Raw genomic sequence first — 14,578 nt, forward strand, 5'->3', positions numbered from 1 at the left:
CCATGAAGAACTTCAAACTTCCCAACACCTTCGTACTGCTGTTTGCCATCCTGGTGATGATCATGGTCGCCACCTGGCTGGTCCCGGGCGGCAAATACGAAACCCGGCTGGTCGACGGCAAGCAAATGGTCGACCCGGCCTCGTTCCACCTGATCGCCAGCAATCCGCAGGGGCTCGACGCGCTGATGATGGCGCCGATCAAGGGCTTCGTCGAGTCGGCGCTGATCATCGGCTTCGTGCTGATCGTCGGCGGCGCCTTCGCGGTGCTGCAGAAAACCGAGGCGATCGATTCGCTGATCAAGAAGATCGCCCTCGCCCATGCCAGCTCGCCGCTGGTGCGCGCCAGCCTGATTCCGCTGTTCGTCACCATGTTCTCGCTCGGCGGCGCCACCTTCGGCATGAACGAGGAAGCCATTCCGTTCATCCTGATCTTCATTCCGCTGGCACTGGCGCTTGGATACGATTCGATCGTCGGCGTGGCGATTCCGTTCGTCGGCACCCAGGTTGGCTTTGCCGCCGCCTTCCTCAACCCGTTCAATGTCGGCATTGCGCAGGGCATCGCCGGGGTACCGCTGTTTTCCGGGATCGGCTACCGGCTGATCGTATGGTCCATCGCCACCGCCGTCACCGTCGCCTTCCTGATGTGGTACGCCGCGCGCGTCAAGCGCGACCCGTCGCGCAGCCCCACCTTCGCGCTCGATAACGAGCGCCGCCTGGAGAAGGTCGATACGCTGCAAGGGTTTACCGGATTAAGCGGGCGTCACCAGGCGGTGCTGTGGATGTTTGCCGCCACGCTCGGCATCATGGTGTTCGGCGTGGTCAAGTTCAACTGGTTCATCGAGGAGATCGCCGCGCTGTTCCTAATCATGGCGATTGGCGTGGGCATCGTCGGCCGCCTCGATTCGGATGAATTCGTGGCCGCCTTCACCCAGGGTGCGCGCGACCTGATCGGCACCGCGCTGGTACTGGCGCTGGCGCGCGCCACCGTCATCCTGGCGCGCGACGCGCATATCATCGACACCATGCTGCACGCGCTCACGCCGCTGGTGCAGTCGTCCAGCCCCGTGTTCGCCGCGCACAAGATGTTCCTGATCCAGTCGGTGATTAACTTCTTCATCCACTCGGGCAGTGGCCAGGCGGCGCTGACCATGCCGATCATGGCGCCGCTGGCCGACCTGGTTGGCGTGACGCGCCAGACCGCCATCCTGGCGTTCCAGTTCGGCGAGTTCTCGACGCCGATGATCCCGACCTCGGGCATCACGGTGGGCGTGCTGGCGCTGGCGCGCATACCCTGGCTGACCTGGGCGAAATGGATGATCCCGCTGCAGCTGGCCTACCTGGTGCTGGCGCTGGTGCTGCTGGTGCCGCCAAGCCTGATGGCCTGGCAGTAGCCGTTAGCGGGCGCTGCTGGCGCCGATGGCCGTCAGCAGCGCGGTCAGGCTGACCGGTTTGACCAGGTAAGCGTCGAAGCCGGCCTCGATGGCGCGTGCGCGGTCCTCGTCCTGGCCATAGCCAGACAAGGCGATTGCATAGGGCTGGCGCGCCGCCCCCGAGCCGCGCAGTTCGGCGATCAGCGCGAAGCCATCCTTGCCGGGCAGGCCGATGTCGCAAACCAGCACGTCGAAGCTGCCCTGCAGCGCCGCTGCCAGTCCTGCCAACCCGTCGTGCGCCGCACTGACGGTGTGGCCTTCGGTCTCAAGGAACGACGCCAGCGTCGTGCAGGCGTCGACATTGTCCTCCACCAGCAGCACGCTGCAGCTGCCTGCACCGTCCTCCGGCATCGCGTCCGCAGTCGCCGCCAATGTGCGTTGGGCCGACAGCGGCAAGGTAACGATAAATTCGCTGCCCTTGCCGATGCCTTCGCTGCGCGCGACCACGCTGCCGCCGTGCATGGTGATCAGGTTGCGCACCACGTTAAGGCCGACGCCGAGGCCGCCCTCGGAGCGCGCAAGCGAACGCGGGCCCTGCGTAAACAGGTCGAAGATATGCGGAATGACATCGGGCGCGATGCCGGTGCCGTTGTCGACTACCCTGATGACCACGGCGCCATCGACCTGCGCCGCTTTCATGCTGATCTGGCCGCGCTCGCCGGTGTACTTCGACGCGTTGCCAAGCAGGTTGGAGAACGACTGGATCAGGCGCACGTGGTCGCCGTCGATGATCAGGCCGGGATCGGGCAGTTCGACCGTGAGGGTCTGGTGGCGCTCGGCGACGCGCGGCTCGACCGTCTCCACCGCTTGCGCCAGCACGTCGGCCAGCGACAGCGGCTGGACCGACAACGTGATCTTGCCGCTGCTGATGCGCGCGGCGTCGAGCAGGTCGTCGAGCAGGTGGGCCATGTGGTCGACCTGGCGGCCGATCACCTGGGTCAGGTTGAGCAGTTGCGGGGTGGCCGCGGGAATGCGTTCTAGCAGTGCGGCGGCCATGCTGATGGGTGCCAGCGGGTTGCGCAGCTCATGGGCCAGCATCGCCAGGAATTCATTCTGGCGCCGGTTGGCCGCCTCGGCGTCGTCGCGCAGGCTTTGCGCGTTGAGGGTGGCGAAGACCAGGTTCTCGTTGGCTTCGCGCAGCTGCGTGACCATGCCTTCCAGTGCGGCGCGCTCGTGCAGCGCCTCGCGCAGCGACTCGACTTCCTGCTTCAGCGCCGCGATCTGCGCCTGGGCGTCGATGCCGGATGCCTGCGCGCTGCCCTGGGGGGAGCGCTGTTGTGAGCCAGAGCTTGCATCTGTTGGCGCTCCCATATCGATCCCTACCCTCGCGGCTGTTGTCGGGTCGGACGACCGGACAGCAGGCCGTCGAACTGCATCGGCGTACTGTCGATCTCGAGGCCGGCATCGGTGATGCGGTATTCCCGCAAATCTGTGCTGTGGCCGCTGCCGCGTACCTTGATCACGGAAATCAGCTTGGCGATGCGGCTGTCGGCCTCCGCATAGCGCATCGCGACAATTGCGTCGGTCAGGAAGGCGATGTCCGCTTCGCTGAAGCGCAACTCGGTGTAGCGGTCGTCCATGCCGATAGTCACGAGCACCGTTACGCCGCGCTGCGCCAGGCTCGACAGGATGCGGAACACGGCCGAGCGCAGGTCCTGGCGGAATTCCGGCGCGACATACAGTCCAAATTCGGACAGCGAGTCGATCACCACGCGCGTGGCATGGGTGCGGTCGATCGCCTGGTTTAAATTGTCCAGCAACTCTTCGACGGTCAAGTCGAGCGAGCGGCTCTCGATGGTGACGACACTGCCAGCCTTGACCATCTTTGCCAGCGCGGCATTGCGCAGGCGCGAGGTGCCTTTTTGGAAGAACACCGCCACGCCCGTTTCGCCGTTGCGTTCGCCTTCCTGCAGGAAGCGGGTGCCGAGGATGGTCTTGCCGGAGCCGGAAGGTCCGACCACCAGCACCGAATGCCCCTGCGGCAGGCCGCCATGCAGCATGGCGTCGAGTTCCGGGGTGCCGGTTGACAAGCGGGGCACCTCTGCAGGCTCATCGCGCTCTTCGGCCAGCGATTCGGCGATCGGCGGCAGCAGGCGCGGATACACGCGCAGCCCGTCGCCGGTGATACGGAAAGTATGCGAGCCGGCCATATGGGCCTGGCCACGCATCTTGACGACACGAATTTTGCGCACGACGGAATTCTGCTCATGGGCCTGGCCCAGCGCCAGCATGCCGTCGGCCACCGTCATGATCGGATTGGCTTCCTGGTCGGCGTGCGCGTACTCGCCGATCAGGAATGTGGTGGCTTGCCAGCTGGTCATCCGCGTGCCCAGCTCCTGGATGAAGAACTGCAGGTCGGCCACGCCCTCGTAGCCGCTCTTGGCGGTCTGGGCGACCGAACGGAAGGAATCGACAAACACCAGGCTCGGCGAAAACGCTTCGACTTCCTTCATGATGCGTTCGAGCACATGGCTGAAGTCGCCGGCGCGCAAGTCTTCGGCAAGGTTGACGTAGCGAATCGACTCGCCCACCTTGTCGAGCTCGAAGAACGAGTATTGCTGCTGGTAGCGCAGCATCTTCAGGGGCGGCTCGCCCAGCACGGTAAAGAACAGCGCCTTGCGCGACGGGTTGGCGAGCGCGAACATCATCTGGTGCGCCAGGGTGGTCTTGCCGCTGCCGGGGGCGCCGGCGATCAGGTTGAACGAAAACTCGCTCAAGCCGCCGCCGAGAAGAATGTCCAGCCCTGGAACGCCGGTGGATAACGTTCCCAGGGTAACTTTATCGGTCATTACTTGTGCTCCTGTACATGCTTTTGCTCGGTAGGTTCCGAAGCGAGAAGCCGATTCGTAAGCGCTTCGCCGATTAAGGCGGTCAGCAGCTTGGTAAAGGTTGTAAATAAAGCCGTGTTGCCGGCGTCGGCGGTACCGCTATCGACGGAAGTCAGGTCGCTTCGCAAGTTGTCGAGCAGTACCGTGGTGGAGGTGCAGGACTTGCTGGTGTTCAGCCATCCAAAACTGGGCAAAACCAGGCGCACGGCGCGACTGTACAAGGCGCAAAAGCCGCGCTCGCCCACAAGGGGCGTCAGTTTCTCGGCCAGCCAATGCCAGCGTTGCAGCAGGCGCTCGACAGTGCCCGGAGCGCTCTCGCTGATTGCCACATCCAGCAATGAGGGCCGCTTGTCTTCGTATTTTTCCATGCAGGCTGGTTTTCGTTATAGATGGGTTCTGAGAAGGTGGAACGGCGCTAGCCCCGCAACTTATCAGATGCCGAGGCAATTATATCCGGTTTGTTAAATGTAACTTGTGTCAAACCCATCAGATGTGTCGCCGCTGACCAGCTAGCGCATCAGCGTGGCCAGGTGCGAGACGAGATACAGCAGCACGCCGATCATCCCCCCCACGATGGTTCCGTTAATCCGGATGAACTGCAAGTCCTTGCCAATGTTGAGCTCTACCTGCGCCGACATGTCGCCGCTGTCCCAGTTCTTGACCGTGTCGGCGATATGCCGGGTCAGGAACTGGGCGAACTCTGGGCCGGCGCCGCGCGCAGCGCTTTCGAGATGGGCGTTGAGCGAGGCGCGCAGGCGCTCATCCTCCTGCAGCACCTTGCCAACCCAGGCGCCGGCCCCGGCCACGCGGCGGTGCAGCACCGAGTCTTCGCTGTGCAGGTCCTTGCGGATCCACTCGCGCAGCTCGTCCCACAGCGCGCCGATATAGGTGTTCATGCTCTCGTCGTCGAGCAGGTGGCGCTTGATCTCCTCGCCCTTGTCGACAAACTCCGGGTCGGCCTGCAGGCGCTCGATGAACTCGGCGGTGAAACGGTTGAAGTTGATCCGCACCGGGTGCTCGGGATCGTTGTGGATATCGTTGATGATGCGGTTGGCGGTGGCCACCGCCACTTCAGCGCCCTTGCGCCCCAGCCAGTCGGACGGCAGCACCTTTTCGGCGAACGGATATGCGTCTTTCATCCAGTTGACGATGCCGTCGGCGATATAGCCCTGGGTCTCCTCGTTGCTCATTACCGCGGCCAGCTGGCCGATGCCGGCATCGAGCAGCGCCTGGTGGCGGCCGTCGCGGGTAAGCGCTTCGAGCACCACGCCGGCGCTGCGCGACAGGTCGACCGTGCCGATCGCCGAACGGACCGCGCGGCTGATAAAGGCGCGCACCGGGGCGTCGTCGATGAAGTCGAGCATCCCGGAGGCCAGTTTGACGAGGTAGGCGCCCAGCTGCTGCGTGTGTTCGGGCAGCGCCAGCCAGGCCGCCACCTTGGCGGCGGGGTCGTGGCGCCGCACCAGGCCGACGATCGATTCGGTATCGAGGAACTTCTCGCGCACGAACAGCGCCAGGTTGTCGGCAATTTTCTCTTTATTCTTGGGGATGATGGCGGTATGGCGCGACACCAGCGGTATCGGCACGCGCCGGAACAGCGCCACCACCGCAAACCAGTCGGCCAGCGCGCCCACCATCGCCGCTTCGGAAAACGCTGCCAGCAGCTCGGCCCACCACACGCGCGGCAAGAACAGCGTCAGCACGAACAGCCCTGCCGCCCCGAGCAGGAAGGCCAGCGCCAGCCGCTTGGCCTTGCGCAGTTCGAGTTCCTTGGTCATTCGGGCTGGCCGACGTCGGCGTCGTCGCCCAGCGCAAAGGCGCCGCGCTCGAAATCGTCGAGCACGCGCAGCGCATCGTCGATGTGCTCGGCCGGAACCAGGATGCGCACGCCGCCCAGCGCCGGCGCGATCAAGAGGTCGGCCTGCACGTGGTTGGCGTCGGCCACGACCGCCGGTATGCCGGAGGCCATCAGGCAGCCCTGGATCACGAAGGCGTCGGTCGGCACCAGGCATTTGGCGACCGCGAACAGGTCGCGACCGGGCATCGCGTCGGCCTCGCGCTGGCCCGCGTGGGCGGCCGGGTGTATACGCATCAGTCCATCCATGTGACCCCCTTCGATATGCCTGGGTTGACAAAGACTTATGTTTAGCACAACTTGATGCCAAGCTCCAAGCGTGCGCGCCTCATCCGGCCCGGATTGTGGGTTTTGGTCAGCCGATGACCTGGCGCGCGCGCAGCGCGGCGACGGCCTCGCCGCTCCAGCCCCAGTCGGCCAGGATATCGCCGCCATGCTGTCCCGGCGCCGCTGGCGGCAAGCCAAGTTCGGGCGCCGTGCGGCTAAAGCGCGGCGCAGGCGCAGGCTGGATGACGCCGTCGACCTCGGCGAAGGTGGCGCGCGCGCGGTTGTGCGGGTGCTGCGGCGCTTCGTCCATGTCGAGCACCGGCGCGAAGCACACGTCGGTTCCTTCCATCAGCGCGCACCACGCGTCGCGCGTACGGCTCTTGAACAGCGCGGCGAACTTGTGCTTCAGCGACGGCCATTCGGCGCGCGCCATCTGGTCGTCGAACGCGGGGTCGGCAACCCCGGCCAGGCGCAGCAGCAGCGCGTAGAACTGCGGCTCGATCGAACCGATCGACACGAACCTGCCGTCGGCGCAGGCATAGGTGTCGTAAAACGGCGCACCGCCATCGAGCAGGTTGGCTTCGCGTTCGAGGTCCCACGAGCCATAGGCGCGAAAACCGTACATCATCGCCCCCAGCAGGGCGGCGCCGTCGGTCATCGCGGCATCGACCACCTGCCCTTGCCCGGACTTGCGCGCTTCAAGCACCGCGCACACCACGCCGAAAGCGAGCATCATGGCGCCGCCGCCGAAGTCGCCGACCAGGTTCAGTGGCGGCGCCGGCGGCTCGTCCTTGCGGCCCATCGCCTGCAGCATGCCGGTCAGCGCGATGTAGTTCAGGTCATGGCCGGCCGCCTGCGCCAGCGGGCCGTCCTGGCCCCAGCCGGTAACGCGGCCGTAGACCAGCTTTGGATTGCGCGCATGGCAGGCTTCGGGGCCCGCGCCGAGCCGCTCCATCACGCCGGGGCGGAAGCCTTCGATGATCACGTCGGCCTTGCCGGCCAGTTCGAGCAGCACCTGGATGCCTTCCGGGCTTTTGAGGTCGAGCGCCAGCGAGCGGCGCCCGCGCGCCATCACGTCGAATTTCGTGCCCAGCATCGGGAACGGGTTGGCGGCGCCTGGCGCCGCCTTGCGGTCGATGCGGATCACCTCGGCGCCCATATCGGCCAACATCATGGCGGCGAAGGGGCACGGCCCCAGCCCAACCATCTCGACAACCCTTACGCCAGCCAGCGGTCCTGCCATGCGATGTGCTCCTACAGTGAACGTGCGATGATTTCTTTCATGATCTCATTGGCGCCGCCGTAGATGCGCTGGACGCGCGCGTCCACGTACATCTGGGCGATCGGATACTCGAGCATGTAGCCGTAGCCGCCGAACAGCTGCACGCACTGGTCGATGACCTTGCACTGCAGGTCGGAGATCCAGTACTTCGCCATCGACGCCTGCACGGTGTCGATGCGGCCGTTGATCATGTCGTCGATGCAGCGGTCGATGAAGATGCGGGCGATGGTCGCCTCGGTCTTGATCTCGGCCAGCACGAAACGGGTGTTCTGCATCTCGAACAGCGCCTGGCCAAAGGCCTTGCGCTCCTTGGTATGTTCGACCGTCAGCTTCAAGGCGCGTTCGATGGCGGCGACCCCGGACACCCCGAGGATGGTGCGCTCGTAGGGCAGCTCGGTCATCAGCTGGGCGAAGCCTTTGCCTTCGGCGCCGCCCAGCACATTCCCGAGCGGGACGTGGGCGTCGTCGAAGAACAGCTCGCAGGTGTCCTGCCCCTTCTGGCCGACTTTTTCGAGGATGCGGCCGACCCGGAAGCCCGGGTTGTCCTTCGTTTCGAGCAGCAGCAGCGAGACGCCCTTGGCGCCGGCGGCCGGATCGGTCTTGACCACGACCAGGATCAGGTCGGCCAGGTAGCCGTTCGAGATGAAGGTCTTCGAGCCGTTGACCTTGTAGCCATCGGCCCCGGCGACCGCGGTGCTGCGGATGCCTTTCAGGTCGGACCCGGCGCCCGGCTCGGACATCGCAATGGCGCCGACCATCTCGCCGCTGGCCAGCTTCGGCAGGTACTTGCGCTTCTGCTCCTCGGTGCCCTGATTGAGGATGTAGTGCGCGACGATCGCATGCACGTGGATGCCGAAGGCCATGTCGCCGGCGTACCCAAGCTCCTCGAACACCACCGACTGGTGGGCGAAGGTGCCGCCCGAGCCGCCGTATTCTTCGGGAATGTCGGCAAGCAGGATCCCCATCTCGCCGCCCTTCTCCCATACCCGGCGGCCGACGTGCTGCTGCTTGCGCCAGTGCTCCTGGTTGGGTACGACTTCGGTATCGACAAAGCGGCGTACCGCATCGCGGAAGCCTTCCAGCTCCGCGTTCATCCAGGGCGAGGTGTATTCCATGGTGCTCACGCCGCGCGGTACATGGTGACGACGCAGGCGCCGCCGAGGCCCAGGTTGTGCTGCAGCGCGGTGCGCGCACCGTCGACCTGGCGCGCGCCGGCGCTGCCGCGCAGCTGGTGGGTCAGCTCGTAGCACTGCGCCAGCCCGGTCGCCCCGAGCGGATGGCCTTTCGACAGCAGTCCGCCCGACGGGTTGGTGACTACCTTGCCGCCGTAGGTGTTGTCGCCGTCGTTGATGAATTTGTCGGCGCCGCCTTCAGGGCACAGGCCAAGCGCTTCGTAGGTAATCAGTTCGTTATGGGCGAAGCAGTCATGCAGTTCGACGACGTCAAGGTCGTCAGGGCCGATGCCGGCCTGCGCGTAGACTTTTTGTGCGGCCTCGCGGCTCATGTCGTAGCCGACCACGCGCATCATGTCGTTCGAATCGAACGTGCCCGGGCGGTCGGTCGTCATGGCCTGGGCAGCGATGTAGACGTCGGCTTTCAGGCCGCGCTTTTTCGCGAAGTCTTCCGACACCAGCACCGCGGCGGCGGCGCCGCAGGTCGGCGGGCATGCCATCAGGCGCGTCATCACGCCCGGCCAGATGGCCGGCGAATCGAGCACGTCTTGCGGCGTCACGACTTTTTTGAACAGCGCCAGCGGATTGTTGGCCGCGTGGCGGCTGGCCTTGGCGCGGATCTTCGCGAAGGCGTCGAACGGCGTGCCGTATTTGTTCATGTGCGACAGGCCGGCGCCGCCGAAGTAGCGCAGCGCCAGCGGGATGTCCGGCATGCCGACCAGTTCATCGGTCACCGCGTCGAACGGGTCGAACGGGCTGGGGCGGTCGTTGAACACCGAGCCGAGCGCGCCGGGGCTCATCTGCTCGAAGCCCAGCACCAGCACGCAGTCGCACGCGCCGCTGGCGATCGCCTGGCGCGCCAGGAACAGCGCGGTCGAGCCGGTGGAACAGTTGTTGTTGACGTTGACGACCGGGATGCCGGTCATGCCGACCTTGTACAAGGCCTTCTGGCCGCTGGTCGAATCGCCGTAGACGTAGCCGGCGTAGGCCTGCTCGATATCGTCGTAGGACAGGCCGGCGTCGTCCAGTGCCTGGCGGACGGCCAGCGCGCCCATCTCGTCGTACGGGGCGCTGGCGCCTGGCTTGGCGAACGGGATCATGCCCACACCGGTTACATAAACGTTGCGGCTCATCGAAGTCTCCTGAATGAATGGATTAGGTCGCGCGACCTATCGCGACGATTATAGGTCAGTCGTACTATTTTTCCAAGCAGCATGCGATAATCCGCCCATGCCCGCCTCCCTCGCTACCGCACTCAAGCACAAGCCGTCGAACACGACCGGCAAGGGGCTGGGGCGCGCGCACGAAATCTTGCAGGCGGCGCGCACCGTGCTGGCCGCGGAAGGCCATGCCGGGCTGTCGATGCGCCGGGTGGCGGGCGAAGTCGGCATCAGCCTGTCCAATGTACAGCACTATTACCAGAGCAAGGACGCCTTGCTCGAAGCGGTGCTGCTGTACACGATGGATGTGTTCCAGGCCAAGATCGACGCCATTTCGGCGGCCATGGGGGAAGAGTCGCCGATCGACCGTTTTTTGTCGACGGTCGACATGTTCCTCGACGAGCTCACCGACCCGGTCACGCACGCGATCTTCTTTGAAATCTGGGCGCTGGCCTCGCGCAACGCGTTTGCCTCGAAGCTGATGGACAAGATGATGGCGCGCGAACGCAAAACCATCTATCACCTGATCCGCGGGCTGGCCCCTGGCCTGAGCGACGACGACACCATGCAGCGCGCGATCCTGATCGTCGCGCAGGTCGAAGGGCTGATGCTGTTCCGCCTCGACCGCAACGCGCGTCCCGACGAATTCTTGCTGGTGCGCGCCTCGGTGCGCAAGGCGCTGGCCGCGCTCGCGACCATTCCCTAGCTAAAAAATATCGGGCACAGCGCTGGCGCTTATACTTGACCTTCAAGTGACGCGCACGAGGAACTGCCTGCATGCCCCACAACATCACCCTGATCACCACCATCGCGGCCGCGCTCGGCTTCGGACTCATTTTCGGCATGATCGCCGTGCGCTTCAAGTTGCCCGCGCTGGTGGGCTACCTGGCAGCCGGCATCGTGATCGGCCCGGCGACGCCAGGCTTTGTCGCCGACATTGAACTGGCCAGCCAGCTGGCGGAAATTGGCGTGATGCTGCTGATGTTTGGCGTCGGGCTGCACTTCTCGCTGAAAGACCTGCTGGAGGTAAAGAAGATCGCGGTGCCTGGCGCGATCCTGCAGATTGCCGCGGCCACCGGCATGGGCATCGGACTGGCAAGCATGTGGGGCTGGAGCATCGGCGCCGGCCTCGTGTTCGGCCTGGCGCTATCGGTGGCCAGCACCGTGGTACTGCTGAGGGCGCTGGAAGACAGGGGCATCGTCGACTCGATCAATGGCCGCATCGCGGTCGGCTGGCTGGTGGTCGAAGACCTTGTCACCGTGCTGATGCTGGTGCTGCTGCCGGCCATCGCCGGCTCGCTCGGCGGCACGGCGGCGCCCGGAGGCGACGGCAATTTCTGGACGGCGCTGGCAATCACGCTGGGCCAGGTGGCGGCTTTCATCGCCTTCATGATGCTGATCGGGCGCAAGCTGTTTCCGTGGTTTCTGTGGCGCGTGGCGGCCACCGGATCGCGCGAACTGTTCACGCTGGCCGTGGTTGCCACCGCGGTCGGGATCGCCTACGGATCATCGGAATTGTTCGGCGTGTCGTTCGCGCTGGGCGCGTTCTTTGCCGGCATGGTGCTGCGCGAATCCGAGCTGAGCCACCGCGCCGCGCAGGAATCGCTGCCGCTACGGGACGCGTTCTCGGTGCTGTTTTTTGTCTCGGTGGGCATGCTGTTCGACCCGATGGTGCTGGTGGAGAGCCCGGGCCGGGTCGCGCTGGTGGTGGCCGTCATCATGTTCGGCAAGTCGCTGGCCGCTTTCCTGCTGGTGATCGCGCTGCGCTACCCGCTCAATACGGCGCTGACGGTGTCGGCCAGCCTCGCGCAGATCGGCGAATTCTCGTTCATCCTGGCGGCGCTGGGCATGTCGCTCGGCTTGCTGTCGGCGGAAGGGCAAAGCCTGATCCTGGCTGGCGCCATCATTTCAATCGCGCTCAATCCGCTGATCTTCAAGGCGATCGCGCCGCTGCAGAGCTGGTTGCGAAGCAAGTCGCACCTGTCGCGGAAGCTGGAGCGCTCGACCGACCCGCTGGCCGAGCTGCCGATGACGGTCGAGCAACACAAGCTCAGTGGCCAGGTTGTGCTGGTCGGATACGGGCAGGTCGGGCGCAAGATTGCCGAGGCGCTCGAAGCGAACGGCGTGCACTACGTAGTGGCAGAACAGAACCGCGAACTGGTCGACCAGCTACGCAAGCGCAACATTCCCGCGGTTGCCGGCAACGCTGGCGAGCCGGCGGTGATGATCCAGGCCCACATCGCGCGCGCCGGCACCTTGGTCATCGCGACGCCGGACACCTTCCACGTGCGGGCGATGTGCGAGACCGCGCGCGCGCTCAATCCGCAGATACGCATCGTAATCCGGACCCACAACGAAGAAGAAGCTCAGTTGCTGCGCGAAGAAACGTCGGGCAAGACCTTCCTCGGCGAAACCGAGCTCGCCGCCAGCATGGCGCGCCATGTGCTTGAAGGCCTGAGAGATACCGACGCCGGTCGCTAAGCAACGTTCGAAATCGCCTCAAAAAGTGACAATTCCAAAATCGGGGACAGACCACCATTTTAGAAGATTCTAAAATGGTGGTCTGTCCCCGATTTTGGAACGTTTGGTCGTTGGCGGATGGCCTTAGGCGGCGGTGCCTTCGGTGCAGAGCTTCAGGCCGCCAACGCGCGGGACGTGGATGTGCGCCATCAGCAGTTCGCGGCGCTCTTCGAGCAGCGCAAACACCGCGTCTTTCGACAGCACGTACTGGTCCAGCAAGGTGTCTTTCAGCGATTCAATCACCGCCTTGTAGTCGCGGATCGCGCCGAGCGTGTAGCTGTAAAGCTCGTCCGATTTTTCTTCCACCTGGCGGATCGTCGGGTTGTCGCTGCCTTCTTGCTTGAGCTGCGAGTAGTCGATCTTCGAGCGCGAGTACATCGACAGGCGGTTGACCATCAGGTTCAGCATCTTGGTGGCTTTTTCGATGTCGTTTTGGCTGCCAACCGAAATGCCGCGCGCGCCGTAGAACAGTTCTTCGGCCGCTACACCACCGTAGAGCTGGATCACGTCGCGCTCAAGTTCTTCCAGCGTGCGCAGCGATACGTCGTCGCCCGATTGCAGCACGTAGCCGAGCGCGCCCAGCTTCGACACCGATTCGGTGCTGATCTTGAGCAGGTGCGACTTTTCCTTGACCTCGGCCAAGGTCATGCCGGCGCGCAGGTAGGGGTCGATCTGCATGAAGAAGTGGCCCAGCTCGTGCAGCGCAACGCGTTCGCGCTGCTTGTCTTTCTCTGCCGTGGTGGCGCGGTCGGTCAGGCCCAGGGTCGAGCGCTCGAAAGCACGGAACATCAGGTCGGTGTCGATGATCGCTTTTTCCTGGATCGAAATCATGCTGGCGCGCTCGACCACGGTCTCCAGCAGCGCCGGACTGAGGTTGGCGGTCATCTCGGCCACCTGGTCGAGGTCGAGGTTGTTCCAGTCGACCAGGCCTTCTTTCTTGCGCTTCAGGAAGCTGCGCAGCAGTTCGGTGCGCTCGCTCTTGTTGGGCAGGCGGAAGTTGATCTTGACCGAGAAGCGGCGCAGCATCGCTTCGTCCATCTCGGACGAGGCGTCGTCGAAGTTGGAGGCCACCACCCAGATGACGTTGGCGCCCTTGTCGCTCTTGACGCCGTCAAGCAGGCCGAGCAGCGTGTTGGCGGTGTCGTCTTCCCATTTCTTTTCGCCGCGGCCGCGCGGCGTGAACAGGGTTTGTGCTTCGTCAAGGAAGATGATGCAGCTGCCTTGCTTGCAGGCTTTGCGGTACAGCGCGTTGAGCGCCTTGGAGCCGCCGCCGACATAGCCCGATTCCAGCGCCGATCCCGAGGCCTGGATCAGCGGCACGTTGAGGCGCTTGGCCAGGTAGCCGACCAGCTTGGTCTTGCCGGTGCCGGCAGGCCCGGTCAGCATCACGTTGAACGGCTTGTCGATGTTGTGCGACTTGTATTCGGCGCGGTTGCGGATCATGTCTTCCAGGTGCAAGACTTCCTGCTTGATGTCTTCCATGCCGATCAGGTCGTCCATGCTGCCCTTGAGCTTGTCCGGGCTGAGCACGTTGGCGCTGACGCCCATGCCGGGAATGCCAAACTTGAGCACATAGATCAGCAGCAGGATGATGGTGATGTCGAGCGCGTGGCGCTTGAGGAAGGCCAGCGCTTCGGCGCTGGTCGAGTCTTGCCCTTCGTCGAGCAGTACCGCCTTGTGCGATGCCAGGTAGTCATCCTTGGCAATCGAATACGGGATGGCGTTCTTGAGCAGCACTTCGCGTTCCAGGCTCAGGTGCGAGGTGCTCGGTACCTTGACCACGTGCAGTTGCTCGGCATTCTTGAACTTGTAGATATAGCGCGGCGTTTCCGACAGCGGCTGGGCCACCATCAGGTACTCGAGCTTGCCTTTCTGGGCAGCCAGGCCGGTGATCTCGGAAATGTTCTGCGAGTACACGATCGGGCTGGTCGTTTGCGGCACGTCATTCTTGTAGACCGCCAGCGCGATCACCGTGGCAAGCAGGATACCGGCGCTGATGCGCACATAAACATTCTTGAAGGCTATCTGGAGTTTGGCGAGATTAGGCATGGTGTACTTTTGTGA

12 protein-coding genes are annotated in these 14,578 nt (G+C 64.3%); 3 read left to right on the forward strand and 9 right to left on the reverse strand.

Translation table 11 applies throughout. From position 1 onward, the window contains the following. Positions 1 to 2: 2 nt before the first annotated feature. Positions 3 to 1,391, forward strand: a complete 1,389-nt coding sequence (locus tag I4X03_RS10530) for a YfcC family protein (RefSeq protein WP_223468182.1) — start codon at positions 3 to 5, stop codon at positions 1,389 to 1,391. Between the two features lie 3 nt (positions 1,392 to 1,394). On the opposite strand, the gene I4X03_RS10535 is transcribed toward I4X03_RS10530, so the two are convergent. The 8 genes from I4X03_RS10535 to I4X03_RS10570 form a co-directional block, all read right to left on the reverse strand. Beyond that, positions 1,395 to 2,741: a hybrid sensor histidine kinase/response regulator gene (locus I4X03_RS10535; RefSeq protein WP_223468183.1), complete on the reverse strand. Its 1,347-nt coding sequence runs from the start codon at positions 2,739 to 2,741 to the stop codon at positions 1,395 to 1,397. Between the two features lie 8 nt (positions 2,742 to 2,749). After that, positions 2,750 to 4,219 carry a DUF7125 family protein gene (locus I4X03_RS10540; protein WP_229428156.1) on the reverse strand — a complete coding sequence of 490 codons (1,470 nt, stop codon included), beginning with the start codon at positions 4,217 to 4,219 and terminating at the stop codon, positions 2,750 to 2,752. Further along, positions 4,219 to 4,626: a hypothetical protein gene (locus I4X03_RS10545; RefSeq protein WP_223468184.1), complete on the reverse strand. Its 408-nt coding sequence runs from the start codon at positions 4,624 to 4,626 to the stop codon at positions 4,219 to 4,221. The genes I4X03_RS10540 and I4X03_RS10545 overlap by 1 nt, the downstream gene beginning before the upstream one ends. Before the next feature lie 141 nt (positions 4,627 to 4,767). Continuing rightward, positions 4,768 to 6,036 carry a DUF445 domain-containing protein gene (locus I4X03_RS10550; protein WP_223468185.1) on the reverse strand — a complete coding sequence of 423 codons (1,269 nt, stop codon included), beginning with the start codon at positions 6,034 to 6,036 and terminating at the stop codon, positions 4,768 to 4,770. After that, entirely contained in the window at positions 6,033 to 6,350 is a 318-nt protein-coding gene (locus tag I4X03_RS10555; RefSeq protein ID WP_223468186.1) for a putative signal transducing protein, read from the reverse strand. The genes I4X03_RS10550 and I4X03_RS10555 overlap by 4 nt, the downstream gene beginning before the upstream one ends. A 118-nt stretch (positions 6,351 to 6,468) precedes the next feature. Continuing rightward, positions 6,469 to 7,623 carry a CaiB/BaiF CoA transferase family protein gene (locus tag I4X03_RS10560; protein WP_223468187.1) on the reverse strand — a complete coding sequence of 385 codons (1,155 nt, stop codon included), beginning with the start codon at positions 7,621 to 7,623 and terminating at the stop codon, positions 6,469 to 6,471. 11 nt (positions 7,624 to 7,634) lie between these two features. Beyond that, positions 7,635 to 8,777: an acyl-CoA dehydrogenase family protein gene (locus I4X03_RS10565; protein ID WP_223468188.1), complete on the reverse strand. Its 1,143-nt coding sequence runs from the start codon at positions 8,775 to 8,777 to the stop codon at positions 7,635 to 7,637. 5 nt (positions 8,778 to 8,782) lie between these two features. After that, positions 8,783 to 9,967, reverse strand: a complete 1,185-nt coding sequence (locus tag I4X03_RS10570; RefSeq protein ID WP_223468189.1) for a lipid-transfer protein — start codon at positions 9,965 to 9,967, stop codon at positions 8,783 to 8,785. Positions 9,968 to 10,064: 97 nt separating this feature from the next. Here I4X03_RS10570 and I4X03_RS10575 point away from each other — a divergent pair, with 97 nt between their 5' ends. Both I4X03_RS10575 and I4X03_RS10580 read left to right on the forward strand, forming a co-directional pair. Further along, positions 10,065 to 10,700, forward strand: coding sequence for a TetR/AcrR family transcriptional regulator (locus I4X03_RS10575; protein ID WP_223468190.1), 636 nt, complete (start codon positions 10,065 to 10,067; stop codon positions 10,698 to 10,700). Between the two features lie 71 nt (positions 10,701 to 10,771). Further along, positions 10,772 to 12,475: a cation:proton antiporter domain-containing protein gene (locus I4X03_RS10580; protein ID WP_223468191.1), complete on the forward strand. Its 1,704-nt coding sequence runs from the start codon at positions 10,772 to 10,774 to the stop codon at positions 12,473 to 12,475. Between the two features lie 123 nt (positions 12,476 to 12,598). Here I4X03_RS10580 and I4X03_RS10585 read toward each other — a convergent pair whose 3' ends face one another. Continuing rightward, on the reverse strand, positions 12,599 to 14,563 hold the full coding sequence (locus tag I4X03_RS10585; protein WP_223468192.1) for an AAA family ATPase: 1,965 nt from the start codon (positions 14,561 to 14,563) through the stop codon (positions 12,599 to 12,601). Positions 14,564 to 14,578: the final 15 nt, after the last annotated feature.

The organism is Massilia soli, assembly GCF_016809835.1.
GTDB classification, from domain to species: domain Bacteria; phylum Pseudomonadota; class Gammaproteobacteria; order Burkholderiales; family Burkholderiaceae_D; genus Telluria_A; species Telluria_A soli.